Source organism: Alteromonas sp. AWJ4_199, from assembly GCF_056159165.1.
This window is the reverse complement of record NZ_JBSWUR010000004.1, coordinates 42,946-69,148: the sequence shown is the minus strand read 5'-3', so window position 1 is coordinate 69,148 and position 26,203 is coordinate 42,946. Positions and strand designations below refer to the sequence as shown.

Below are 26,203 nucleotides of genomic sequence, written 5' to 3'. Positions count from 1 at the left end.
CTAGGTACAACTATGCCTATCGGTTGATATATTTCCAGCTTCTCGGTGCCACATTAGTGTGGTCGACAAAAGTGAATTCAAGTATTGGGCTTGGTTTAGTCATCAAAAGCTCACGTACTTGCCATTTTCAATGCCATCTATGGTCCAGCTGCCTACTCGATATCTTATAAGGCGAAGGGTAGGGAAACCTACGTGTGCGGTCATACGCCTGACTTGTCGGTTTCTGCCTTCTGTGATGGTAATTGACACCCAGCTAGTTGGAATAGATTGTCTGAAACGCACAGGTGGGTTTCTTGGCCATACATCGGGCTGCTGCATTGCTTTGACTTTGGCAGGGCGGGTCATGCCATCTTTTAATTCAACACCATCGCGTAGTGCCTGCATGGCTTTTTCATCCATGACACCTTCAACCTGCACCCAATAGGTTTTGCTGGTCTTGGCTTTGGGGTTTGCAAGTTTGTGTTGAAGCTTACCATCATTAGTGAGTACTAAGAGGCCTTCAGAATCTCGGTCTAGGCGGCCCGCAGCGTAAACATCGGGAATATCAATATAATCTTTTAGCGTCTCTCTACCGTCCGCGTCGGTAAATTGAGAAAGAACTTGAAAGGGCTTATTAAACAGCACCACTTTGGCGTTTGAAGACATGATACTTCCGCTTGTTGATTGTCGAGATTTCGGGGGGATTTTACTTCAAATTGAATTAACGCGCTTGAGAAAATTCAGTACAAATAGCCGTTTCTGCACAGTAATTTGTCGATAAATTCGGTGATCTTATGTGCTAAGACAATGGTATGACTTGTAACTCAAACTTTCGACCCTATACTAATGGTCGCTCCCATTTTTATAAGAGAGCGCATCTGCATAATTATTAGACAGTTTTAGCAGTGACAAGCGGGCTTGCTTGTACATCAGACCTTACTGCTTTGCGTAACTATTAAGTTAAGCGCATGGCAACGAGGTGCTTATTGCTAACATAGGGAATTGAATAATATGCAGGGAAGAAAACAGCAAGTGACCTAATGCTTAATAAAAGCAAAAGGTGGAAAACATCAAATACGTTTCGCAATGACTGTGGGCGTAACATGACACATGTTACGGGTTGTTGCGACCTAATGGACTAAAAACGACAGTACCCTGTCGAAAAAATTGAGGTATATAATGACCAAGTCTAAGATCATCTATACGAAGACTGATGAAGCGCCAATGCTGGCGACTTACTCACTTCTTCCAATCATCCAGAAGTTTGCCGCAGCTGCAGATATCGACGTTGAGCTAAGCGATATTTCATTGGCTGCGCGTGTTTTGGCAAATTTCCCTGAGTATCTTTCTGAAGAACAAAGAGTGCCAGACGCGTTAGCTGAACTGGGTGAGATGACCCAAGACCCGAACGTTAACATCATCAAGCTTCCAAACATCAGTGCCTCAATTCCTCAGCTTCGTGCAACGATCAAAGAATTAAACGATAAAGGCTTCAACGTACCAGCTTTCCCTGATTCACCTAAAAATGCTGAAGAAGAAGAGATTCGTGAGCGTTACGGTAAGGTACTAGGTAGTGCGGTTAACCCGGTACTGCGTGAAGGTAACTCTGACCGTCGTGCGCCTACTGCTGTTAAAAATTATGCGCGTAAGCACCCGCATTCAATGGGTGAGTGGTCTCAAGCGTCTCGTTCACACGTAGCGCACATGCGCGGCGGTGATTTCTACTCTGGTGAGAAGTCAGTGACAGTTGAAAAAGACGGTCACGTTAGCATTGAATTTACTGGCAAAGATGGCAGCAAGAAAACACTTAAGTCTCGCGTAGACTTGCTTGCTGGCGAAGTGATCGACGGCATGTTCATGAGCAAAAAGGCGCTTTGCGAGTTCTTCGAAGAGCAAATTGAAGATGCGAAGAACACTGGCGTTCTATTCTCACTACACGTAAAAGCGACCATGATGAAGGTGTCTCACCCAATCGTGTTCGGTCACTGTGTAAAAGTGTTCTATAAAGATTTATTCGACAAGTGGGGCGACCTTTTTGAAGAGCTTGGTGTTAATCCAAACAATGGTCTTGGTAGCGTTTACGACAAAATCGCGAGCCTACCTGAAAGCCAGCGCTCTGAAATTCAAAAAGATATCAACGCCTGTTATGCAGACCGTCCGCCAATTGCGATGGTTAACTCTGACAAAGGTATCTCGAACCTACACGTACCAAGTGACGTAATTGTAGATGCGTCTATGCCTGCAATGATCCGTAACTCTGGTCAAATGTGGGGACCAGATGGAAAGGCGCACGACACTAAAGCGGTTATTCCTGAAAGTACTTACGCCACCATTTACCAAGAAGTTATCAACTTCTGTAAGACACATGGTGCATTTGATCCGACAACAATGGGTACGGTACCTAACGTTGGTCTAATGGCGCAAAAAGCAGAAGAGTACGGTTCACACGATAAAACGTTTGAGCTAGAAGCAGACGGCACGGTATCAATCGTTGACCAAGACGGTAACGTTCTTATTTCTCACGATGTTGAAGAAGGCGATATCTGGCGTATGTGTCAGGTGAAAGATGCACCTATTCAAGATTGGGTTAAGCTAGCGGTGACTCGTTCACGTCAATCTGGTATGCCTGCAGTATTCTGGCTTGATGACGAGCGTGCTCACGATGCGCAACTTATCAAGAAAGTTGAAAAGTACCTTCAAGACCACGATACAAACGGTTTAGACATTCAAATTATGTCTCCTGTACGCGCTATCCGCTACAGCATGGAACGTGCGCTTCGCGGTTTAGACACTATTTCAGTAACCGGTAACGTACTTCGTGACTACTTAACTGACTTATTCCCAATTCTAGAGTTGGGTACAAGCGCTAAGATGCTATCAATTGTTCCATTGATGGCTGGCGGCGGTCTTTATGAGACGGGTGCAGGTGGTAGTGCACCTAAGCACGTACAACAGTTTGTTGAAGAAGGTCACCTGCGTTGGGACTCACTAGGTGAATTCCTTGCACTAGCGGTATCGCTAGAAGATGTTGCGATTAAACACAGCAACACTAAAGCAAAGGTGATTGCTTCTGCCCTTGATAAGGCAACTGAGAAGCTACTTAACAATGGTAAGTCGCCACTTCGTAAAGCAGGTCAGCTAGACAACCGTGGTAGCCATGTTTACCTAGGTCTATACTGGGCTGAAGAAGTAGCGAACCAAACTGAAGATGCAGACCTAGCAGCGCAGTTTAAGCCAGTGTATGAAGAGTTATCTGCAAAAATTGATGACATCTTGGCTGAGATTGATGCGACTCAAGGTAGCGCGCAAGAAATTGGTGGTTATTACTACCCAGACGAAGACAAACTTTTCGCAACAATGTCTCCTAGCCAGACATTAAAAGCGATTCTTGGCGCATAGATTCTTGACGCATAATAGTAGCGTTTAGACGCGGCTGTATGATTGCATCCGCGTAAGCTTGCCTAGATAGCTGTTAGCGTTATCTAAATACAATTTAAAAGCCCGCTTATATAAGCGGGCTTTTTTATGCCGCTTACAAGTTAAGGCTGGTATTGAAAGTACGGTATAAGAAGAGCGGTATAGCAAAGCGCAGAGTGAAAATACAAAGTTAGCAGGGTAAGGAATTACTAAGTTAGTAAAATTAAAAAACGCTAAACGGCGAAATGAGAAAGATATGCAGATTAAAAATAAATATGAAAGTACGTGAATAAAAACAACAGCATTAGCAGTCTGTAAGCACGAGCCCGCGCTAACTAACTCTAGAAATATGGCTAGACTTAAGAATTAATAATAAAACAGAAAACAAAAAAGAGAGAAGAGGGCTCTAGGGGTAGAAGGTGTGAGAATACGGTATATGAAAATTTAAAGACGACAAAAAACCTGACGCTAATTGCGCCCATATCACTTTCACGTAGCAAAAGCTTACAGCAAAGAAAGCAAAAGCCCGACACTAGGTCAGGCTTTATAAATTCTCTAATTAACGCTCTGGTTCTTCTTTGAAGCCAATGTTCTCAGCGTGAAGACCTTTAGGGCCTTGCTGAACTTCGAACGTTACTTCCTGACCTGCTTTTAGCGAACGATAGCCTTCCATTTGAATCGTAGAGTAATGTGCGAAAATATCTTCACCACCTTCCTCAGGTACGATAAATCCAAAACCCTTTGCGTTGTTAAACCATTTAACTTTGCCAACCGCCATACTTCGACTTCCTCTTAATCCTTGAACTCACGAGTATCTGCCCCCATTATAGATCCGGAGACATTGTGGAAAGAGTATTCATTATAGAAACTTTAAAGTGACTGCTTTAGAGTGACAAACGTGTAATACTCAAAACCACTATACAAAATGTAGATTTTTTAACCATATTATGTCAAGGGCAAATGTGAATAAATTTATACAAAAGTTTGTACACATATCTGCCGGTATACCACTATTATTAAGTTATGAGTAAAGACAACGCTATTAGTATCGAAAAGGAAAAACAAAAAGACGCGCAGCGACAAAAGCCGCAGCCGCCTCCCATGTATAAAGTGTTGTTGAACAATGACGACTATACACCGATGGATTTTGTCATTGAGGTACTCAAAAAGTTTTTCAATATGGACGATGAGAAAGCCAACCAACTTATGCTGACCGTTCACTATCAAGGAAAAGCCGTGTGTGGCATTTTTACTGCTGAGATAGCAGAGACAAAAGTGATGCAGGTTAATCAGTACGCACGCAAACATCAGCATCCGTTGATGTGCACGATGGAGCAAGCATAAGGTTTTTTGTAGAGGGCGAGCAATATGTTAAATAAAGAATTAGAACAAACGTTAAACGACGCGTTTGTATTTGCCAGAGAGCACCGTCACGAGTTTATGACGGTAGAGCACTTGTTGTTGGCATTGCTTGATAACTCAGCTGCTCGCGATGCGCTCAAAGCGTGTGGTGCCGATATTGAGGCAATCAAAAGCGAACTGTTATCGTTCGTTAAAGACACCACGCCACTCATCTTAGATGACCAATTAAACGAACGGGAAACGCAGCCAACCCTGGGCTTCCAACGCGTATTACAGCGCGCGGTGTTTCACGTGCAGTCGTCAGGCAAAGACGAAGTAACCGGCGCCAACGTGCTAGTGGCTATTTTTAGCGAACAAGAATCGCAAGCGGTATACATCCTCAAGAAAGCTGATGTAACTCGTCTAGATGTTGTGAACTTCATCAGTCACGGCGTTAGTAAAGCTGATGACGATGAGCCCGTTAATCCTGAAGCTTCTGAAGAAGGTGAGTCGGGTGAAGAGGGCGGTTCTGCATTAAGCAAATACGCCACTGATCTAAACCGCCACGCTAAAGACGGTAAAATTGACCCGCTCATTGGCCGCGATTCAGAAGTAGAACGCACAATTCAAATTCTGTGTCGTCGCCGTAAAAACAATCCACTGCTTGTAGGTGAAGCCGGTGTAGGTAAAACTGCAATTGCCGAAGGTCTGGCATATAGAATTGTAAACGATGACGTGCCTGAAGTTATCGCAGAAAGTACAGTGTATTCACTTGATTTGGGCGGGCTGTTAGCTGGCACCAAATATCGTGGTGACTTTGAAAAACGCTTAAAAGCGATTTTGAAAGAGCTTGGCAAAGACAAACACGCAATTCTATTCATTGATGAAATTCATACCATCATTGGTGCCGGTGCGGCGTCAGGCGGGGTAATGGATGCGTCTAACTTGCTTAAGCCTAAGCTATCTAGCGGTGAACTTCGCTGCATTGGTTCGACTACTTATCAAGAGTACCAGGGTATCTTTGAAAAAGATCGCGCTCTTGCTCGTCGCTTCCAAAAAGTAGATGTGACTGAGCCAAGTGTGAGCGATACGACCAAGATACTACTTGGGCTTAAGAGTCGGTATGAAGAGCACCACAATGTGCGCTTTACTCAAAAAGCGATTCAGGCGGCTGCTGAACTGTCAGCTAAATACATTAATGAGCGACATCTTCCAGATAAAGCTATTGATGTTATGGACGAAGCCGGCGCGAGCCAGCGTCTATTGCCACCGTCAAAACGCAAGAAGACAATCAATGTAGGCGATATTGAGCAAATTATTGCAAAAATGGCGCGTATCCCTGAGAAATCTGTATCGGCTTCTGACAAAGAAGTGCTTAAGAACCTAGGCCGCAACCTTAAGATGGTTGTGTTCGGTCAGGATAAAGCCATAGAGACGCTAAATGACGCTATTTTGTTATCGCGCTCAGGTTTAGGCAATGAAGCAAAACCTATTGGTAGTTTCCTGTTCGCTGGCCCTACCGGGGTGGGTAAGACAGAGGTAACACAACAACTGGCGAAAACCATGGGCGTTGAGCTAGTGCGATTTGACATGTCTGAGTACATGGAGCGCCATGCAGTAAGTCGTCTTATTGGTGCTCCTCCAGGCTACGTAGGTTTTGATCAAGGTGGTTTGTTAACAGACGCGGTAATTAAAAATCCGTACTCGGTAGTGCTTCTAGATGAGATTGAGAAGGCGCATAGCGACATATACAACATCCTTCTACAAGTTATGGATCACGGCACGTTGACCGATAACAACGGCCGTAAAGTAGACTTCAGAAATGTCGTGTTGGTTATGACTACCAACGCAGGTGTGCAGGAAACGGTGCGTAAGTCTATTGGCTTTAAACAGCAAGACCACAGCCACGATGCAATGTCTGAAATCAACAAGGTGTTTACCCCTGAGTTTAGAAACCGTCTTGATGGTATTATTTGGTTTAATCACCTTGACCCAGAGATCATCCTACAAGTGGTTGATAAGTTTATTATCGAGCTTCAGGCACAGCTTGACGTTAAAGGGGTGTCGCTAGAGGTAACCAGTGCTGCACGTGCTTACATGGCTGAGAAGGGCTATGACAAAGCGATGGGCGCACGTCCTATGGCTCGGGTAATTAAAGACGACCTTAAGAAAGAGCTGGCGAATGAATTATTGTTCGGTGAGCTATCTAAAGGCGGAAATGTGAAAGTAGATTGTGTTGATGACAAGCTTACCTTCGAATACTCAGGCGTTGATGCTAAGTCTGAAGAAGTAGAACCAAGCTAGAACAGCATATTCATACTGAACAGTGACCGAACGTAGCGTTAGGCAATACAACTGACGTTGTTTATCTTAGCGCTACTGTTTCTTTTTGAAACTGTAACCACTAGATACGAAAAAGCCCGATATTCATCGGGCTTTTTTTATGCGTTACCGCTTAAATGGCTCATTATCTTGCGCGATAAATGATACGACCTTTGGTCAAATCATAAGGAGTCATCTCAACAGTGACCTTATCGCCAGTAAGAATACGGATATAGTTCTTACGCATTTTACCAGAGATGTGTGCAGTCACAACGTGACCGTTTTCTAGTTCAACGCGGAACATAGTGTTAGGTAGTGTGTCCAACACAGTACCTTCCATTTCAATACAATCTTCTTTTGCCATGTAAAGCAGTTACCTCAGTAATTCAAAATTTTTGCCGCGCAGACCTTACCCAATCTTGGGTTCGGTGTAAAGCAATTAAGTGTCTATTTTACTATTTTTGCTAAATAGATGCCATTCATTGTCACTAAACTGCTCAAAAGGCAAAAATTTATGTTTGTAAGACATTTTTTTACAGCCATCTACGTAGTACCCCAGATAGACGTATCGATGGCCTAAAACCTTAGCTTGCTCGATCTGCATCAATATCATCCAGGTTCCCAGAGAGGCTGAACTATAGTCGGGGTCAAAAAACGTGTAAAGCGCAGACAGCGCCCCCATGTGTTGGTTGGCATCGACGATATCAGTGACGGCTACAGCAATAAGCTTGTCGCCATCATAGGCCTCTAAATAATGTGTTGTCATCCACTCACACAAAACGAAATTATCAAACTGTGTTTTAGATGGCGGATACATACTGCCGTCTGCATGGCGCTCTGTAATATAGCGTTCATATAGGGGGTAGTAAGTTGATTTGGTTTTATCAACGAGTTTTACACTAAACCCGTTATTATTTTTAAGAAGCCGCTTCTGGCTGCGAGAAGGCGCGAAATCATGAACAGGTATTCGCACTGATTTACACGCTTGGCAGGCAGGGCAGTGGGGGCGATAAATTTGCTCGCCACTTCGACGAAAGCCCGCTTGTATCAGTTGTGAATATCGCCACGCCTGAAAATCGTTATTTTCGGCGTACACTAACAACTGCTCTTGCTCATCAGGCAAATAGCTACATGAAAATGATTGTGTTATACCAAACTTCACGGAGTAATCACTCTTGGCTTCCAACGATTAAGATAGTCTTCAGACAGCCTACCGTCTTCAGTTAAAGTGTGGTTGCTATTTTCCAGTTTTTCAATGAAATTTTCGCGAGGCAACACGGTAGCGCCCAGTGATGACAAGTGATCAGTAGGAAGCTGGCAATCGATAAACGCCATGTTTTGCGATTTCATATGTTCGACCAACGCCAACATGGCAAGCTTAGATGTATTGCTTTCAATATGGAACATAGACTCGCCGCAATATACTTTCCCAATTCCCACGCCATACAGCCCGCCAACTAGCGAATCTCCATTCCATACTTCTACCGAGTGGGCTAAACCCAAACCATTAAGCTGCCGATAGGCGCCAATCATGTCGTCGGTAATCCAGGTTTCGCTGTTCAATTCACCCGTATTAGGGTTCTTACGAGGTGTTGATGAACACGCTTCTATCACACGGTCGAACGCATGATTCAGGGTAACTTGATACTTCCTCTTACGAGCGAGTTTCTGAAGGCTTTTCGATGCAACAAAATTGTCGAGTTCGATAATGGCTCTTGGGTCAGGTGACCACCATAACAAAGGTTCGTCGTCGCTAAACCAAGGAAATATTCCTTGCGAATACGCTGAAAATAAACGGGCTGGGCTGAGATCACCACCAAACGCTAACAGGCCGTTAGGATCTTGCAATGCGGTATCAACAGAAGGGAAGGGAGCGCCTTCTTCTATATAGTGTAACGCTATCATAATTCAGCCAGAAAAAAGCCCCACAGGAATGTAGGGCTTGGGTATAGAGTATTAACCTTGCTCAGGCATGGTACCGTCTAGGTACTTTTCGGCGTCTAACGCAGCCATACAGCCTGTTCCGGCTGATGTAATAGCTTGACGATAAATGTGGTCGCTCACGTCACCCGCGGCAAATACACCTTCAACGCTAGTTTGAGTTGCGTTTCCGTTAGTTCCACTATTCACTACGATATAGCCATCTTTCATTTCTAGTTGGCCATCAAAGATATCAGTGTTTGGCTTGTGGCCGATAGCCACGAAAAGACCCATAACATCAATCTCTTCTGTTGCCTCACTGTTGGTATCTTTGATACGAACTTTGGTTACGCCCATCTCATCACCAAGCACTTCATCAAGGGTACGATTTAGGTGAAGGACCACGTTGCCATTCTCAGCTTTTTCGCGAAGACGCTTCTCTAGAATTTTTTCGCTTCTAAAGCTGTCTCTTCTATGAATAACGTGTACTTCTGAAGCAATGTTCGAAAGGTATAGTGCTTCTTCAACAGCCGTGTTACCACCACCGATAACCGCTACTTTTTGGTTGCGGTAGAAGAAACCGTCACAGGTTGCACAGGCAGATACACCTTTACCCATAAAGGCTTGTTCTGACTCTAGGCCTAAGTATTTAGCAGAGGCACCTGTTGCAATAATTAATGCGTCACAGGTATACGTACCGCTGTCACCGTAAAGAGTGAAAGGGCGCTTTGAAAAGTCAGTTTTGTTGATATGGTCGAAAATAATTTCGGTATCAAACTTTTCTGCATGCTTTTGCATACGAACCATTAGGTCAGGACCTGTAAGTCCTTCTGGATCGCCCGGCCAGTTTTCAACTTCAGTGGTGGTAGTAAGCTGTCCGCCTTGTTGAATACCAGTTAACAATACAGGTTCAAGGTTTGCACGTGCAGCGTAAACCGCCGCTGAATAACCCGCAGGGCCTGAACCTAAGATAAGTAGACGGACGTGTCTGCTTTCTGCCATTTTCCTCTCCAAATAATTCACCCGTTATGGGTTACTTATAAAATTCTCTTAGAAAGCTAGGTAGGGGCGAAAATTCGTAAATCAAGCTCAATACCCAGTTACTTTTATTATAGTAATCTGCCAGCGCATTATCTGCAGGTCGTGAGTTAGTTGTGTCAACAAAAGTAACAACTAAGCCATACAAGACTATGTTCAGGCTAAAGCGCTATATGATGCCTTCAAGTGCTAAAAATGTCACTTAAAGATAAGTTCAATTTATACCTTTTAATTATTACGATGCTTTTAACTTTGTAGTACCTTTAAAGCATAACCACTGAAATCAATGTGCCGAACGCATCTAAAAAGTAAGCCAGAGCGTAAATAGTCACAGTGGGTTCGCTGAAGCGCTTTACAGCGCCTTAGACAAAACTTAATTACCCAAATCGTTATCTTATTTGATAAAATGTTTTGTGTCGTAGATACCTTGTAGAAGGTGCTGCGTTTAGCGCAAAAATAACGAGTGAAAATCACGCAACTAAATTGTAATAGATAAAAAGCAGTTTACAATTTAACTATACCTATCTGAGAACGAAGAGGTGAACCATGTCTCAATCAGTAATGACAATGTTGAAAAACGGTCAGCAGTACATGAAGACATGGCCTGTGAGAAAAGAACTTTATGCTTTTTTCCCAGAATGCAGAGTAGTCGCAGCCACCAAGTTTGCTATTAAAACTATGCCGCCGGTTGCTATGGTGTCGTGTGCGCTTTTGTACCAGAACTTAGGCACAGACTATCTTCCTCAAACTATTACAATAGGCGCTTTTTTTCTAAGCTTACCTATGCAGGGCTTACTATGGTTGGGGCATCGCTCAGATCAGTATCTTCCACCACAGCTAAAAAGCTGGTATCAGGAAATTCATTCTAAAATGCGCACGCAGGGAGTGAATATCAGTAATGCTAAGTCTAAGCCTAAATATAAGGAGCTGGCTCAGCTACTTAAAACGGCCTTTAACGATCTTGATAACGCATTTACCAAACACTGGTTTAATTAAAAGCCATCTGTTGCTTCCAAACTCTCGTAGCCTACTAATAGTAGTCTAGCTACTAGGCGAACTCTCGCCCGAGAAATGAAGTGTTTAGGCGGCTAGTAGCTGTTTAGGCCGCTCGTAGCTACTTATACGGCTCGTAGCTTTTTATACGGCTCGCAGCAAAGCCTGACATTTCCGACATTTGTACTGTCCGCCTTTCAAAATACTATTGTGTCTGCGCGTGGATAGTGCATAGGTGTCGCAGTCACAAACGTATTGGAAGGTTTTTATCACCCTTTTTACATCGAACTGATGGGTGGCTGCAGGTGTACGGTTAAAAACACCATGCATAACCGATTGCCATTCTCTGCCGTGGGGCTGAACCTTTCCAAACAACGTCCATACCAGTAAATGACTAACTTCATGAGGTATCACGTCATTTATAAAGGCGTCGACATTTTCTTTGAAGAGAATAGGGTGAAAGTTCAGGCGGTTTTGCTGTAAAAACGCCGTTCCCGCATTCCTACCTGAACGTCTAAAGGTAACCGTAGGGCGTTCAAACTTTCGGTTAAAGTAACGCTCTGCTTGCTCAAAACAATAAAAAACAGCGTCGGTAATTACGCGACGCTGTTCGTGGTTTAGATCATTTGAAGCGATGTTTCTGCCTCACTTTATATCTTTTCGTATTTAACTGTATTTAACGTTAACTACTCGACATCACAAGGTAAACAAAGCACGTAGGTTCCTTTAGGGTCGTTTAGCTTATTAACTAAACTAAACTCTTTAAGTACGCGCTTAAACTCGTTAACTAATGATGAGTCGGCGTGAGCAAACTGCCACTTTCCTACGAACGTCATGGCTTGACCGAAAAATTCTTTCCAAAAAATTTCCTGTGCGGTTAACGTGCGCTGTACATAGAAGGTGTCATAGTTTTCAAGTTCTGCAATCTCTGCGGCGGCTGCGACAGCGTCATCAAGTGTTCCTAACTGGTCAACTAACCCTAGCTCAATTGCATCTTCACCAATCCAAACGCGACCTTGTGCAACGCTATCCACTTCCTCTACTGACATACCACGAGCGTTAGACACTAGCGATAAGAAGTTACCGTATGTATTTTCAACGTTACGCTGAAGAATTTGACCAAACTCTGGTGCGAGAGGGCGCACAGTAGAAAAACCAGCAAGTTCTGTTGAGCCTACACCGTCACTGTGAATACCCAAATAATCAAGTGAGTTTTCGTATGTCATAAACATACCGAACACGCCAATAGAGCCTGTAATAGTGCTTGGGCTTGCAATAATCTTGTCGGTGCTTGCTGCTATCCAATAACCACCAGATGCTGCGTAAGTGCTCATAGACGCAATAACAGGCTTACCTGCTTGTTGAAGCTGTAGAACTTCCTGGCGAATGATTTCAGAGGCAAACGCACTGCCACCGGGTGAGTCTATTTGAAGGACAACGGCTTTAACGTTGTCATCCAAACGCGCTTTTCTCAATAAACGAGCAGTACTGTCTCCGCCTATAGTGCCAGCTTTTTGATCACCATCTAAAATAGTGCCTTTAGCAACGACGATAGCCACTTTATCCATGTCTGACTCAATGACAGGCATAGGTGGGTTAACGACTTTGAGGTAAGAGTTAAATGTAGTGAGGTTTACACCGTGTTTGTTATCACCTTCACCCACTAATTCGGTTAACTCTACTCTCACTTCTTCGCGAGTTTTCAACCCATCAACCCAGTCGTTTTCAAGCGCGTACTGGGCGAAGTCACCACCGGCCGCTTCAAATTTTGCTAATAGGCCTTGAAGTGTTTCATCGAAATTTGCTTCATCAATACCGCGAGCAGCCGCAACGTCAGCTTTATATTGTGCCCAATAGCCGTCTAACCATTGCTTCTCTGCTTCTTTAGCTTCCTCAGACATATCATTTCGCATGATAGGTTCGACGGCAGATTTATACGTTCCTACACGGAAGATATGGGTAGTTACTTTTAGCTTCTCAAGCATGTCTTTAAAGTACATGCCGTAACGCCCGTAACCCTCAAACATTAATCCGCCCATTGGGTTTAGGTAGATGTTGTCTGCGTGAGCTGCTAAGTAATATTGATCTTGCGAGAAGTAATCGCCAATGGCGTAAACAGGTTTTCCTGATTCTTTAAATGCATCGATAGCGTTTGCGACAGTGCGCAGTTTATCTAAACCGCCTCCGGTTAACCCATGAAGGTCAAGCACTAGGGCTTTTATGCGTCGGTCTTTCTTGGCATTCTCTAAAACCTTCATAACATCGCGAACGAGTACTTCAGGGTTTTCGGGCTCGCTACCAAGGGATTCCTGCAAAAACTGTTCAAATGGGTCGATACTTTCCTTTTCAATAACGAGTTTACCGTTCAAGGTAAGAAACAACGCGCTATCTTTATTTACTGATAACGGCTCATCGCCCTGACCGGCAATGGCGATAATCAATCCAACAAAAATAACAATGAATATCACATTAAAGAAAAGTTTGCGGGTGAAGTTAAGCACCGTCCACAAGCCAATAAACAAGGATTTAGTCCAATTTCCTTTGGCTGCCATTTTTATCACTACCTTTTTTGAATTAACTAATCAGAGCAAGATGAAGCAGGTGTATCAAGCCCAATGTACTGCATCCTATTATGTTACCTAAATCGAGTAAGATCGCGAACTTAATTGTAATTTTTTGTAAGTACGTTTTGGCTTGAGTATATCTAGGTAGAAACTCACTTTAAAAGCTGCATGCCATCAGCTAGTGTTTATCGATGTGTTGCATCTTGGTCTAGCCACTTGCTAATTAACTTAGCTATGCGCTTGTGATCCTCTTCGCTCATTATCATAAGAAGCTTTCCGTTTCGCGCTTTGTAGTTTGTTTTTTCTTGGCCTTTTCGCATTATTCGAGAGAAGGGGGATGCCTTATTCTTGTGAGGTGAAATTTTTTTCATAAAGCGCCGTTCTTATTTTCTAAGCACACCGGATAGGTAAAACAATGATACACCTCTATCGACAATTTGTTACACGGCTTCAATTAGCCGACGGCATCCCATTACTTTTATTGCGCCTATACTTAGCCCCTGTGATGATACAGGCAGGATGGAACAAAGCATCCAGTTTCGACAGTATAGTCGATTGGTTCGGAAACGACGATTACGGCCTTGGATTACCCATGCCGCTGGTCATGGCATTTCTGGCTACAGCCGCTGAGCTAGTAGGTGGCATTTTGTTGTTGTTTGGCGCGTTAACAAGGTTGGTCAGTATACCCCTTATGATAACAATGGTCGTCGCCATGGTAAGTGTACATGCTGAAAACGGCTGGTTAGCCATAGCTGATGCATCTTCGTGGTTAGCAGACGGTACTATTTTATTAAATGAGAGCATTATGGCTGCACCGGAAAAGCTCTCGGCCGCTAAGTCGTTGCTACAAGAGCACGGTCACTATGACTGGCTAACCTCAAGCGGCAACTTTGTTGTACTTAATAACGGTATCGAGTTCGCGGCGACCTATTTTGTTATGTTGTTAGTCTTGTTCATTTATGGAGGCGGTCGTTTTTTGAGTGTGGATTACTATTTAGGAACAATATTTAGTCGCAAAATGGATTAGCTTAACGGCTATTTACTCTCAAGACATTCACATTAAAAGGCCGGAATTTTCTGGTCTTTTTTGTTTATCAGCCGTAGGATCTACCACATACTACAGGTGTGCTTTTTAACCCAGCCATACCATTTTAAATACGCGCTAGCATATGGGCCAACAACCATATGAGCCAACAACCATATGAGTGAAAAGTAGGGACGTAAATGGACGCATTAACATTATTACTCAATAGAAGTTCTCAGCCTCGATTAGAAGCACCGGCGCCAAGTGGTGATGCCTTGGAAAACATCATGCAAGCAGCCCTTCGAGCGCCAGATCACGCTTGCCTTACACCGTGGCGTTTTATTGTATGTACCGGGAAAGGGCTCGATAAGCTGGGTGCACTTTACGAACAGTCTGCAATAGAAAACGAGAAGTCGCAGAAGGAAATTGAGCGTGCAGTTCAACTCCCTAAACGCGCGCCTATGATAATTGTTGCTATTGCCAAACACAAAGAACACGAAAAAGTCCCCCGCGTTGAACAAATTGCCTCTGCTAGCTGTGGTGTTATGGCCATGCAAATGGCTGCAGTTGCACAAGGGTTTAATGGAATGTGGCGTACTGGTGGCTATGCGCACTGTGAAACAGTGAGAAACGGGCTGGGTTTGAGCGAAGACGATGAACTAGTGGGGTTCTTATATCTCGGAACGCCGGCGTTTGAACCCGCACCTAAGCCGCAAAGAAATAGTGAAGACTACTTTGAATATTGGCAGTAAGTGTTAGTTTTCTCGTTAAGTCATCACAATAAACGACATTCATAGCGAGCTGTTTTCAATACAGGTCTGTTGTTGCTAATCCCAAACAACAGACCTGGCAGACGTTTTAAAACGATAGATCTACCTTGTAGCCCGCGAACTTTCTTATATTGATAACGCGGTCACCGTCTAGCATCCAATACTGACCTTTAACCCCCTGCAACACGCCGCTGAATGACGGGTCTTTATCAAGGTTCAAAGATTTTATCTTTATTGGGTATTCTTCAACAGGATAGTGAATATCGTGTATCGGCGTAGACACTTCTGAAATGGCTTGAAGCCCTTTCTCTTGTTTTAGCGCCTCTAAATCATTTTCAATTTTGCTCATCAGTTCTGATTTAACCTGCTCTAAGTCGACCTCATCGGGCTTTCCTTTAAGCATAGTGCGCCAATTGGTTTTGTCGGCAATATGGTCTTTGCATAAGGTTTCAACTAAACCGCTGGTAAGCCTGTCAGGCACGCGCAACATAACAGTAGCCTGGGTTGCACCTTGGTCCATCCAGCGTGTAGATACGCCGTCTGTGACTTGACGGGTAATACCTACTTTTACGGTGCCGGTATTTGCTAAATAAACAAAATGTTCGCTAAAGCAATGTTCTTCGCCCCATTGAGGCTCTCTACACGTACCTTCGTGGTAGTGGCACTTTTCTGGTTTAATAATACAACTGTCGCATTGAGCAAGTGAAATTAGGCAGGGGTAGCAATACCCCTGGTTAAAACTCTTCTTAGTTTTACGATTACAATGAACACAGTTAATCTCACCAGAAAAAGTAACGGACACCTCTTTACCGATAAGTTCGTTGATATCCAGTAATGCATCGCCAATGGGCAGTGTATAGTTAACTTTGTTATTTTCGTCAGCAGAGGTACGCATCTTTTTCAGCATACCTGAATAGTTTGTTGTCACTTTTTAAACCTTCATTCTTTGAAATCTTTCTTACTTAGCATTATTGCTACGTTTTAAATAAAGCCTTCAGCATTAATCTTTTATGGAAGCTTAGTCGCTTAATTCGCCACGCAGATTTTGCGTTAGCAACTTACAGACATCTTCAAAAGGAAGCCCTTTACTTAATAAATAGTGCAGTTTGGCAAGAGCGGCCTCAGGGGTCATATCGCTACCGGACAAAACGCCTACTTCCTGCAAACCGTGTCCTGTAGCATAACCACCCATATTCACGCGACCACGCATACATTGGGTGCAATTTAAAACTGGTATTTCACGGGATTTAGCGTATTTAAGCTGCGCAATAAGCTCTGGGTTCTGGGGGGCATTCCCCACGCCGTAGCTAAGTAAGATTAGCGCATTTACAGGCTGCTGCAGGGTGTTTTTAATTACCTCTGGTGCAATGCCCGGGTATAAACTCACCATGCCGATAGGCTGTGCCGACACGTTAGATACGGTTAAGTTGTTTGTGGGCGTTTTTGCGAGTTCTCCCGCTTTAACGCGGATATTAATGCCAGCCTCTAATAGAGGAGGGAAGTTAGGCGAGTCGAATGCGCTAAATCCGTCTGCATCCACTTTACGGCTTCGGTTACCACGTAAAAGTCGGTTATTAAAGAAAAGCCCGACCTCAGCGATAGGAAAATTCGCGGCTACAAATAACGCATTGAGTAGGTTAACTTGGCCGTCTGAACGAAGTTCAGCTAAAGGGATTTGTGACCCAGTTACTATTACTGGCTTAGACAAGTCCTCTAGCATGAAACTTAACGCTGAGGCGGTGTAAGCCATTGTGTCAGTGCCATGCAATATAATGAAGCCGTCATACTTGTCATAGTTATCGGCGATATCATCGGCAATACGCTGCCAATCCGTAGGATCCATATCTGAAGAATCAATAAGGTTATCGTATTCATGGAGCGTAAAAAGGGGCATTTCAGAGCGATGAAACTCTGGCATATTTTTAAGCGTGTCCGATAAGAAGCCGGCGGCTGGGACGTAGCCCTGTTTAGATGGCTTCATACCAATTGTTCCGCCTGTATAGGCGATATAAATATGTTTGCGCATGAAAATGCTCTTACCCTTCAAAGCCCTTAAAAAAGGGACTGCGTATTTTGAGGGCATTCTAACAAGACCTACGGGTTTGTCACCCAGAAATAGGGGCATAAAAAAAGCGGTGAAGACCACCGCTTTATGTCGCATTTTTTAGTTTGCCTTTTTTCGTTACGAAGTAACGTAAATGAGCTAGTTATGAATTAGCCACAACTGTTTAACTAAGTCTTATTTAACTTAATTTTACTTAACTTCTTTGCCCGCTGCTTGTTGGTCGGCGTGGTAGCTAGAGCGAACCATAGGGCCACATGCTGCGTGGGTGAAGCCAATCTCTTTAGCATAGTCACCTAAAGCATCGAACTCTTTCGGGTGAACATAACGTTTAACCGGGTAGTGGTGACGGCTTGGCTGAAGGTATTGACCTAAAGTAAGCATATCTACATCGTGAGCACGTAAATCGTCAAGTACGCCTTGGATCTCTTCGTTTTCTTCACCCATACCCATCATCAGACCTGACTTTGTCATAACGTCTGGATGTTGTGCTTTAAATTTCTTCAGCAAATCTAACGACCACTGATAGTTTGCACCTGGGCGGCACTCGCGGTACAAGCGTGGAATGGTTTCAAGGTTGTGGTTGAATACGTCCGGTACGCCATTTTTGAAAATCTCAAGCGCGCGATCCATACGTCCACGGAAATCGGGTACTAGTACTTCGATTGTTGTCGTTGGACTGTGTTCGCGAATGGCGTTAATACAATCTACGAAGTGCTGAGCTCCGCCATCGCGAAGGTCATCGCGGTCTACAGAAGTAATAACCACATAACGCAGGTTCATTTCTGCGATAGTTTTAGCTAGCTTTTCAGGTTCTTCTGCACTTGGAGGAAGAGGTTTACCATGAGCTACATCACAGAAAGGGCAGCGACGGGTGCAAATGTCACCCAAAATCATAAAGGTGGCAGTACCGTGATTAAAACATTCCGCTAGGTTAGGGCAGCTTGCTTCTTCACACACAGAGTGAAGATTGTTTTTGCGCAGCGTTTTCTTGATGTGGTCAATTTTCTCGGTAGTACGAGGAAGTTTGATTTTGATCCACTCAGGCTTACGCAGCATTTCTTCCTTTTCTGTAGGAATAATGGTGACGGGTATGTGTTTTACTTTTTCATCATCGCGAAGTTTTACCCCCGCTTGAGGTCGTGCGTTACTCATCAAAACCTTCTTTATATGTTGGCTGTGTAAGGGAAAGCGCTTCTAGCAACAGGTGCGTTAATTCCTTACCAGCGGTTTCAAGTGTCGTTGGACCATTAAGGCGCGCGGTATCGATCATTTCCATACCGGCGTAACCACATGGGTTGATACGCTGAAACGGTGATAGGTCCATATTAACATTTAAAGCCAAGCCGTGAAACGAGCAGCCATTACGTATTCTTAAACCTAGCGAACAGACTTTCTTCTCGTCGACGTATACCCCAGGCGCGTCGGGCTTTGGATAGGCCTTGACGTCATACTTGGCAAGTAGTCCGACCACTGCTTCTTCCATTGCAGTGACCAAATGACGTACGCCTAGCTTGCGGCGCTTTATGTTAAGCATCAAATAAATGACTTGCTGGCCTGGGCCATGGTAGGTAACTTGACCGCCACGGTCGACCTGAACCACGGGTATATCGCCAGGCATCAGTATGTGTTCGGCTTTACCCGCTTGCCCTTGAGTAAATACCGCATCGTGTTCCACAAGCCATATTTCATCTGGCGTATTCTGGTCGCGCTCATCGGTAAAGCGTTTCATCGCTTCAAAGATTGGCGCGTAAGGCTGACGACCTAGTTGACGTACAATAACGCCATCTACGGTAGCCGATGTCGACTGCTCATTCACTTAAAGTACAACCCTTACAAGCTCTAGCTTAGCTAATTCAGTGTAAATGGTTTCCATATGCTCTTTACTGGTAACGCGCACACTAACAGACACCGAGTGGTAAGTACCTTTACTACTTGGTTTCACCGTAGGTGAATAGTCGCCAGGTGCATGCTGTTGAAGACATCCTACTACCTGTTCTGGTAGGTCTTCGTGGGCGACGCCCATTACTTTAAAGGTTTGGTTTGTTGGAAAATCTAGTAGTTCGTCGAAACGGGTATCCATGCGATATCCTTGGTACTTAAAATATCATATAAAAAAACGGCCAGATTGTAACAAATCTGGCCGCTTCACAACTAGCTTTTTAACGTTTTCAGTATAGTAACTTACTCGTCGTCAAAACCTAGCTGAAGCATAATGTAGTCTTTAGCGCGGTTAAAGAAGCTGCCTTCTTTTACTTCTTGAAGTGTTACCAAAGGGTAACTCGCTACATCTTCACCATCTAGCTGTAGGTAAAGTTTCCCAACAACTTGGCCTTTTGCAAGAGGCGCTTCTAGCTTGTCGTCAAGCTCAAAGTTAGCTTCTAAGTTTGCCGCCTGACCGCGCGGAATAGTAATGGGGGTAGATTGGTTAATTCCAAGGTCTACGGTTTCTCTATCACCCATGTAGATACGATGCGCTACAAAACTATGGCCAGCTTCATATGGCGTAAGTGTTTCGTAAAAACGGAAGCCGTATTTAAGCAGCTTCTTGTTTTCAACTTTACGCGCGCGTTCGCTGTCTGTACCCATAACTACTGAGATTAGGCGCATTCCGCCTTGTTCCGCCGATGTGATTAGGCTGTAACCCGCGTCTGACGTGTGGCCAGTTTTGATACCGTCAACGTTTAAGCTTTTATCCCACAGTAGGCTGTTGCGGTTGTATTGCTTAATACCGTTATAGGTAAATTCTTTTTCGCTGTAAATTTTGTACATTTCTGGTGTCTCAGCAATTAGCGCGCGAGACAAAACAGCCATGTCACGTGGTGTAGTGTAGTGGTCGGGGTCGTGCAAGCCGTGTGCGTTTACCCAGTGAGAACTTGTCATACCAAGTGATGCTGAGTGAGCGTTCATCATGCTAGCAAACGCAGATTCAGAGCCTGCAACGTGTTCGGCCATTGCAACACAGGCATCGTTTCCTGACTGTACAACGATACCGCGCAGCAAGTCGCGTACAGAAACTTGTGTACCTACTTCGATGAACATTTTTGAAGAATCTGGGAATTTCTTCGCCCATGCATTCTCAGAAATGGTGACTTCATCGTCAAGACTAATGTTGCCTGCTTGAAGTTCTTTACCAATAACATAAATAGTCATGATTTTGGTTAAACTTGCTGGTGCAAGCTGCATGTCTGCGTTTTTTGATGCAATAACATTACCGGTTTCATAGTCGGTAAGTAAAAAACCTTCTGCAGCTACAGTTGGGGCAGGCGGTGTGACTACTGCTGCGTTTGCTGTATGCAGTAATGTCCCCATCACCAAAAAGGCAAATGAAAGTAATGACGGTTTAGCGCGTTGAATTATTCTGAGCATGGTTCTAATTTCTTTGACCGTTTGTCCGTGTGAGTTAAAGCTTACCTTGTTGATGCGATGACCGCGAAGCGAAGACCGCAAAACAGGGCTACCCAATTTTAGCTTTTATCCAGTTCGTAACCGAACCCTAATTATTCACCCACTTATTTGTGGGGGCAAACAGAGATCTTAACGAAAGGCTGCTTATAAGACTAGGTTTTATCAAAAAAGTTTACGTGATAGTAGGGATAAGGCGAAGAAACCGTGATATTGCCTGTTGAATGACACAAAGCTGCCATATTGTTGTTGATTTTATAAACGGGCATACATTGGCGAGATAACAAGTTCTTATTTATTTTTGGGTGTTGGCAACCTTTAGTGGGTATGAACAACACTGTACAAGAAGACTGGCTACTGATAACCCGTTTACAGTTTATAGCGTTTGTGTAATTGCGTAAGCGTTAGGGTAACCGTTTTGCTTTAACTGCTCGAGCACCTCTGCCACGACAGCTTCGTCGTGAATAGGCCCAAGCTGGAGCTTGTAAATGTTATCAGCCACCGGCAAATGAGCAGGGATTTGGTACAAGGCCGACAGTACGTTGGAAATGGATTTTGCCTTTTCAGCATTTGAGAGCGCGGCAACTTGTATGTAAACAGCTTCGGCCACTGTATTGCTGCTTGGTATACTTGCTTTTTTATCAGATGACGCTGGGGCAAGCGGTGGTGTAGGCAACGTACTGGCTACCTCTGAAGGAGGAGTTACAGCTATGCCTAAGTACTCATCGTAGGTAACCGTTGGGTTATTGCCTACCGTGACATTGTTTTGTTCATCAAAATGGATAACTTCCAATTTAACTTTTGCCGTACCTTTACTGTGATAGCCAAGCTTCACTGCGGCGGCGTAAGATAAGTCTATGATCCTGTTATCGTGAAACGGACCGCGGTCGTTAACGCGAACTATGGCTTGCTTGTTGTTTTCCAAATTAGTTACGCGTACATAAGAGGGAAGCGGCAGTGTTTTATGAGCTGCGCTCATAGCAAACATGTTATAGGTTTCACCGTTTGAGGTTAAATGACCATGAAACTTTTGACCGTACCAACTCGCATAGCCCACCTCTTCATAGCCTTTACCATTATTCATTGGCGTATAGTGTTTACCAAGTACCTTGTAGGGCCTGCTATTGAACATGCGATAGGCTTCGTACTTTGGTACCGCGTCTAATGTCTCAGGCTTTTTTGCAACGTATTTTGGTGCAGAGTCTTGCTTTTGAGTGTAGCGGCTAGATTGTGAAGGCGCGCTTTGACACCCCACTAATACAATGGCGGTAAGTACAGCCGCGCCGCAACGCATAAAGTGTTGACGCACGAAATCTGCGTTTCGTAAGTTTGCTTGAAATGCGCTTACATTAACTAAATCAAGTACCGAAAAAAGGCGCTGTAACATACAAGTTATCTAGACATTAAACGTTTTTGAGTAGCAATGGCCATAAGAATGCCAAAACCTGCCATCAAAGTCACCATAGATGTTCCACCAAAACTCACCAAGGGGAGGGGCACGCCTACCACAGGGAGTAATCCGGAAACCATGCCCATGTTTACAAACACGTAAACGAAAAAGGTAAGGGTGATACTACCGCCGAGTAGTTTCGAATAAGCATCTTGAGCGCGACTGGAGATGATCAGACCGCGCATAATAATAAAAATGTAAATTGCCATTAAGCACATGACACCGGTAAGACCAAATTCTTCGCTAAATACAGAAAAAATAAAGTCGGTATGGCGTTCTGGCAAAAACTCTAGTTGCGATTGGGTGCCCTGCAGCCAGCCTTTTCCATCAACGCCGCCTGAACCAATGGCAATTTTAGATTGAATAATGTGGTAGCCAGAGCCGAGAGGGTCGCTTTCTGGGTTCAAAAAGGTGAGAACCCGTTGCTTTTGATAGTCTTTCATTAAGAAAAACCACATAACAGGCGCAAATGCACCGATAAGCCCGCCGACTATTGATATAAGACGCCAACTCATACCTGCTAGAAATATGGCAAAGATGCCTGAACTCGCAATTAGCAGTGAAGTTCCTAAATCGGGTTGCTTAGCAATTAGGATGGTGGGCACAACCACTAGGCCAAAACCAACAATGATATGTGTGGTGCGAGGCGGCATAGTAAATTTACTAATATACCACGCCACCATCATAGGTACGGCAAGCTTCATTAATTCAGAGGGCTGAAAACGAATAAAGCCTAAATCGAGCCAGCGCTGTGCACCTTTACCCATGTCGCCAAACAGCAATACGGCTATAAGCATTAATAAACCAGCAGCATAGGCATAGGTTGAGAAAAACCTAAACACGCCTAAAGGGGCTTGGGCTAGGCCGAACATGACGATAAAACTAAAACCCAGTCTGATAAACTGACGCTCCATTTGCTCCATATCTTGTCCAGATGCAGAATAGAGTGTAAATAATCCAACGCAGCTTAACACTAGTAGACCAACGAGCAGCCAGCCATCAATATGAATGCGCTGAAGAAAACTTATTTTATTAGGGTTAATGGTGGTTCGTTTCACTGGTTTGTCCCTAATTTTTTGTCACTGTTTGCCGAGTCAGCTTTTACAGTTTCAAAGACACGATCTCTGAAATAGAAATCCATGATTTGACGTGCGACAGGCGCTGCGTTCTTACTACCACCACCTACGTTTTCAAGTACCACGGTAACCGATATCTCTGGGTCGTCGAAAGGCGCGAATCCTACATACATGGCGTTGTCGCGAAGACGCTCATCTATCTTACTGGCGTCGTACTCTTCACTTTGCCCAACAGTAAATAGTTGTGCTGTTCCTGTTTTACCCGCAGAATCGTATGGCGTATCGGCAAATGCGTGACGCGCTCCGCCCTCTTCGCCGCTTACCACATCACGCATGGCGTTTAACACTACATCCAAATTGTCGCGGTTTTTAATTTCTATAGGCCGAAGCGACTTAAGCGGGATCAAGTCGACAGTGCTATCGGTATTCATATAGCCGCGAATAATTTGAGGAATATAGCGTTCCCCAGCGTTGATAAGCGTGTTGACAGAAGTATTCAACTGTACAGGTGTGGTGGTCCAGTAACTTTGGCCTATACCAACGGGTATAGTGTCGCCAATGTACCAGGGTTGATTAAACCGAGCGCGTTTCCAGCCGCGGCTTGGCATATTCGCGTCTGATTCTTCATAAAGATCGATACCGGTAAAATCGCCAAAGCCGAATTCATACATAGACTCACTAATTTTATCGATCCCTAATTTATAAGCCAATTCGTAATAGTAGGTGTCACAAGATACTTCTATGGCTTTTGATACATCTACTTTGCCGTGACCCCATCGACGCCAATCACGCCACACATGAGACACATTTGGTAATTTATAGCGCCCTGTGTCGTCTATAGTGTAGTCTTTCGTTATAACGCCTTCTTCAAGACCAACCAAACCTAAATGGGGTTTAACGGTAGAGGCAGGGGGATACTGACCTTGAGTAGCACGGTTAATGAGTGGCCTGTCGGCTGAATTTAACAGCGCTGAATAATTTTTACTGCTGATACCGTGCACAAATAAATTGGGGTCGTAACTAGGGTTAGAGTAAAGTGCCAGTACGCCACCTGTTTTAACATCGGTAACCACTACAGCGCCGCGCATGCCTTCTATTATTCGCTGGGCTTCTAACTGAAGCTCTAAATCCAGGTTAAGTACGATGTCTTTGCCCGGTGTTGGTGGCTCAACACTGAGTACACGAATAATTCGGCCTTGGTTGTTTACTTCGACCTGCTGATAACCCACTTTTCCATGAAGCAGCTCTTCGTGGTATTTCTCAATACCTAATTTGCCAATGTCATGAGTTGCCGCGTAATTATCTTCTTGTCCCGCTTCAACAAGCTTTTGCAAGTCGCGTTTATTAATACGTGCCACATAACCGAGGGCGTGAGTGAGGGTTTCTTTGTACGGATAATGTCTAGCTAGACGGGCTTCAATTTGCACGCCGGGAAATTTATGTTTGCTGGCAGAAAAAAGCGCGACTTCCTCTTCGCTTAATTGTGTGCGAAGGGCTACGGGTTTAAATCTTCGCGTTCCTTTAAGCGTGGACTGGAAGCGCTCTAACTCATCACTTGTGATGTCCATTAATTCAGTTAAATCGGCAAGGGTTTGGTCAATATCATCGACCTGTTCGGGAATGACTTCTAGGCTAAAAACTGGGCGGTTTTCAGCTAAAAGTACGCCATTGCGGTCGTAAATAAGTCCACGGTTGGGCGCTACGGGTAAAACTTTTATTCGATTACCATTAGAGCGGGTTTGGTAAGCTTCGAATTGGGTAACCTGCAAAGAATAAAGGTTGTTAAGTACAATGCCCAACATGGCCACAACAATAATAAAAGCAATGGTCGCTCGGCGCGCGAACAAGTTCGCTTCTGCGGAGTGGTCCCGTATTGCTTGACGTTTTCGTTGCATTGACTTCCTTTGCATTAATTAAGCGACCAATTACTCACGGTGATATGGATGATTTTGCGTCACCGACCATGCGCGATATAGGCTTTCTGTAAGAATGATCCTAACAAGAGGATGGGGAAGAGTAAGGGCTGATAAGGACCACTTTTGTTCAGAAGCAGCAATGCACTCAGGCGCCAATCCTTCAGGCCCGCCGATAAGAAGGCTTACATCGCGCCCATCCATTTTCCAATTGTCGAGTTGTTTAGCCAGTGTAGGGGTGTCCCAAGGCTTACCCGTTACTTCTAACGTAACTATGCGGTTTCCCTTGGGAATAGCGGCTAGCATTTGCTCGCCTTCTTTCTCTAAAATGCGCTTTATATCGGCGTTCTTACCCCGTTTACCTGCGGGAATTTCAGTAAATGACACCGGCATATCGCTGGGGAATCGACGAATAAATTCTTCAACGCCTGTGTTAACCCAGCCTGGCATCTTTGTTCCGACCGCCACAATTTGTATACGCACTTAATATACCCTTACCGCAGGAATTAGTTTTTCTTTTATACAATAAAGGCCATACGCTTAAAAGGTATGGCCTTTATCGACCGTGTAGCTATGTATTTTTAGCTGACGTTTAAATTATTGCGCCCACAGTTTTTCTAACTGATAAAAATCACGGGTTTCATCCTGCATTACGTGCAAAATCACATCACCAAAATCCACAAGAACCCATTCACCTGTTTCTTTACCTTCTACACTCCCAGGAGCATGGCCGGCATTTTTTGCTTCAACCATTACGTTTTCAGCAATAGAAGATACGTGGCGTTTAGAGTTACCCGAACAAATGATCATGGTATCTGTAATTGTTGATTTGCCGCGAACGTCTAGTTCGATAACATCACGGCCTTTCATGTCGTCAATTTTATCTTTAACAAACTGTTTGAGCTGTTGACTCTCCAAGAGCTTTCCTC

The 26,203-nt window shown here is 44.2% G+C and carries 26 protein-coding genes; 6 read left to right on the top strand and 20 right to left on the bottom strand.

The genetic code is table 11. The features are described from left to right. Positions 1–102: 102 nt before the first annotated feature. Positions 103–645, bottom strand: a complete 543-nt coding sequence (locus ACXAER_RS18670) for an rRNA large subunit pseudouridine synthase E (protein ID WP_474831826.1) — start codon at positions 643–645, stop codon at positions 103–105. 513 nt (positions 646–1,158) lie between these two features. Between ACXAER_RS18670 and ACXAER_RS18665 the strand changes: the two genes are divergently transcribed. Further along, on the top strand, positions 1,159–3,378 hold the full coding sequence (locus ACXAER_RS18665) for an NADP-dependent isocitrate dehydrogenase (protein WP_474831824.1): 2,220 nt from the start codon (positions 1,159–1,161) through the stop codon (positions 3,376–3,378). A gap of 577 nt (positions 3,379–3,955) precedes the next feature. Here the strand turns inward: ACXAER_RS18665 and cspD are convergent. Beyond that, positions 3,956–4,174: a cold shock domain-containing protein CspD gene (gene cspD, locus ACXAER_RS18660; RefSeq protein ID WP_474831822.1), complete on the bottom strand. Its 219-nt coding sequence runs from the start codon at positions 4,172–4,174 to the stop codon at positions 3,956–3,958. A gap of 245 nt (positions 4,175–4,419) precedes the next feature. Here cspD and clpS point away from each other — a divergent pair, with 245 nt between their 5' ends. Together clpS and clpA are read left to right on the top strand one after the other, a co-directional pair. Further along, entirely contained in the window at positions 4,420–4,740 is a 321-nt protein-coding gene (gene clpS, locus ACXAER_RS18655) for an ATP-dependent Clp protease adapter ClpS (protein WP_118495106.1), read from the top strand. Between the two features lie 24 nt (positions 4,741–4,764). Further along, positions 4,765–7,041, top strand: a complete 2,277-nt coding sequence (gene clpA, locus ACXAER_RS18650; protein WP_474831818.1) for an ATP-dependent Clp protease ATP-binding subunit ClpA — start codon at positions 4,765–4,767, stop codon at positions 7,039–7,041. 163 nt (positions 7,042–7,204) lie between these two features. Here clpA and infA read toward each other — a convergent pair whose 3' ends face one another. From infA to trxB, 4 genes are all read right to left on the bottom strand, one after another. After that, positions 7,205–7,423 (bottom strand): translation initiation factor IF-1, encoded by a 219-nt coding sequence (gene infA, locus ACXAER_RS18645; RefSeq protein WP_008844395.1) that lies wholly within the window; start codon positions 7,421–7,423, stop codon positions 7,205–7,207. Positions 7,424–7,498: 75 nt separating this feature from the next. After that, positions 7,499–8,221: an arginyltransferase gene (locus ACXAER_RS18640; protein WP_474831815.1), complete on the bottom strand. Its 723-nt coding sequence runs from the start codon at positions 8,219–8,221 to the stop codon at positions 7,499–7,501. After that, positions 8,218–8,964, bottom strand: coding sequence for a leucyl/phenylalanyl-tRNA--protein transferase (gene aat / locus ACXAER_RS18635; protein ID WP_474831813.1), 747 nt, complete (start codon positions 8,962–8,964; stop codon positions 8,218–8,220). The genes ACXAER_RS18640 and aat overlap by 4 nt, the downstream gene beginning before the upstream one ends. 51 nt (positions 8,965–9,015) lie before the next feature. Continuing rightward, the gene (trxB, locus tag ACXAER_RS18630; RefSeq protein WP_118495102.1) at positions 9,016–9,981 is read right to left on the bottom strand and encodes a thioredoxin-disulfide reductase; all 966 of its coding nucleotides are present in this window, start codon (positions 9,979–9,981) and stop codon (positions 9,016–9,018) included. Between the two features lie 582 nt (positions 9,982–10,563). Here trxB and yfbV point away from each other — a divergent pair. Continuing rightward, on the top strand, positions 10,564–11,013 hold the full coding sequence (gene yfbV / locus ACXAER_RS18625; RefSeq protein WP_269916513.1) for a terminus macrodomain insulation protein YfbV: 450 nt from the start codon (positions 10,564–10,566) through the stop codon (positions 11,011–11,013). 141 nt (positions 11,014–11,154) lie between these two features. On the opposite strand, the gene ACXAER_RS18620 is transcribed toward yfbV, so the two are convergent. The 3 genes from ACXAER_RS18620 to ACXAER_RS18610 all read right to left on the bottom strand — a co-directional run bounded on the left by ACXAER_RS18620 (position 11,155) and on the right by ACXAER_RS18610 (position 13,945). Then, the gene (locus ACXAER_RS18620; protein ID WP_474832103.1) at positions 11,155–11,607 is read right to left on the bottom strand and encodes a SprT family zinc-dependent metalloprotease; all 453 of its coding nucleotides are present in this window, start codon (positions 11,605–11,607) and stop codon (positions 11,155–11,157) included. An 89-nt stretch (positions 11,608–11,696) separates the two neighbouring features. After that, on the bottom strand, positions 11,697–13,562 hold the full coding sequence (sppA, locus tag ACXAER_RS18615; RefSeq protein WP_474831808.1) for a signal peptide peptidase SppA: 1,866 nt from the start codon (positions 13,560–13,562) through the stop codon (positions 11,697–11,699). Positions 13,563–13,759: 197 nt separating this feature from the next. Continuing rightward, complete coding sequence (locus ACXAER_RS18610; RefSeq protein ID WP_474831805.1) at positions 13,760–13,945, bottom strand: hypothetical protein; 186 nt, start codon at positions 13,943–13,945, stop codon at positions 13,760–13,762. 44 nt (positions 13,946–13,989) lie between these two features. Between ACXAER_RS18610 and ACXAER_RS18605 the strand changes: the two genes are divergently transcribed. Further along, positions 13,990–14,601, top strand: a complete 612-nt coding sequence (locus ACXAER_RS18605) for an HvfX family Cu-binding RiPP maturation protein (protein WP_474831803.1) — start codon at positions 13,990–13,992, stop codon at positions 14,599–14,601. 197 nt (positions 14,602–14,798) lie between these two features. Next, the gene (locus tag ACXAER_RS18600; protein ID WP_474831800.1) at positions 14,799–15,350 is read left to right on the top strand and encodes an NAD(P)H nitroreductase; all 552 of its coding nucleotides are present in this window, start codon (positions 14,799–14,801) and stop codon (positions 15,348–15,350) included. Positions 15,351–15,456: 106 nt separating this feature from the next. On the opposite strand, the gene ACXAER_RS18595 is transcribed toward ACXAER_RS18600, so the two are convergent. The 11 genes from ACXAER_RS18595 to rsfS form a co-directional block, all read right to left on the bottom strand. Then, positions 15,457–16,296, bottom strand: coding sequence for a DUF2797 domain-containing protein (locus ACXAER_RS18595; RefSeq protein WP_474831799.1), 840 nt, complete (start codon positions 16,294–16,296; stop codon positions 15,457–15,459). Between the two features lie 90 nt (positions 16,297–16,386). Then, the gene (ansA, locus tag ACXAER_RS18590) at positions 16,387–17,394 is read right to left on the bottom strand and encodes an asparaginase (protein WP_474831797.1); all 1,008 of its coding nucleotides are present in this window, start codon (positions 17,392–17,394) and stop codon (positions 16,387–16,389) included. Between the two features lie 228 nt (positions 17,395–17,622). Further along, positions 17,623–18,585 carry a lipoyl synthase gene (lipA, locus tag ACXAER_RS18585; protein WP_015067114.1) on the bottom strand — a complete coding sequence of 321 codons (963 nt, stop codon included), beginning with the start codon at positions 18,583–18,585 and terminating at the stop codon, positions 17,623–17,625. Continuing rightward, complete coding sequence (gene lipB, locus ACXAER_RS18580) at positions 18,578–19,249, bottom strand: lipoyl(octanoyl) transferase LipB (protein WP_474831793.1); 672 nt, start codon at positions 19,247–19,249, stop codon at positions 18,578–18,580. Before lipB ends, lipA begins: the two co-directional genes overlap by 8 nt. Further along, entirely contained in the window at positions 19,250–19,513 is a 264-nt protein-coding gene (gene ybeD / locus ACXAER_RS18575; protein WP_269916520.1) for a DUF493 family protein YbeD, read from the bottom strand. Between the two features lie 101 nt (positions 19,514–19,614). Further along, positions 19,615–20,799, bottom strand: a complete 1,185-nt coding sequence (locus ACXAER_RS18570; protein WP_474831789.1) for a serine hydrolase — start codon at positions 20,797–20,799, stop codon at positions 19,615–19,617. 412 nt (positions 20,800–21,211) lie between these two features. Beyond that, the gene (locus tag ACXAER_RS18565; protein ID WP_474831787.1) at positions 21,212–22,222 is read right to left on the bottom strand and encodes a septal ring lytic transglycosylase RlpA family protein; all 1,011 of its coding nucleotides are present in this window, start codon (positions 22,220–22,222) and stop codon (positions 21,212–21,214) included. Positions 22,223–22,227: 5 nt separating this feature from the next. Further along, entirely contained in the window at positions 22,228–23,343 is a 1,116-nt protein-coding gene (gene rodA, locus ACXAER_RS18560) for a rod shape-determining protein RodA (protein ID WP_474831783.1), read from the bottom strand. Beyond that, positions 23,340–25,256, bottom strand: coding sequence for a penicillin-binding protein 2 (gene mrdA / locus ACXAER_RS18555; RefSeq protein ID WP_474831781.1), 1,917 nt, complete (start codon positions 25,254–25,256; stop codon positions 23,340–23,342). The genes rodA and mrdA overlap by 4 nt, the downstream gene beginning before the upstream one ends. A 30-nt stretch (positions 25,257–25,286) precedes the next feature. Beyond that, a complete protein-coding gene (gene rlmH, locus ACXAER_RS18550) occupies positions 25,287–25,757 on the bottom strand; it encodes a 23S rRNA (pseudouridine(1915)-N(3))-methyltransferase RlmH (protein WP_474831778.1) in 471 nt (156 codons plus the stop codon). Positions 25,758–25,871: 114 nt separating this feature from the next. Then, the gene (gene rsfS, locus ACXAER_RS18545; protein ID WP_118495087.1) at positions 25,872–26,192 is read right to left on the bottom strand and encodes a ribosome silencing factor; all 321 of its coding nucleotides are present in this window, start codon (positions 26,190–26,192) and stop codon (positions 25,872–25,874) included. Positions 26,193–26,203: the final 11 nt, after the last annotated feature.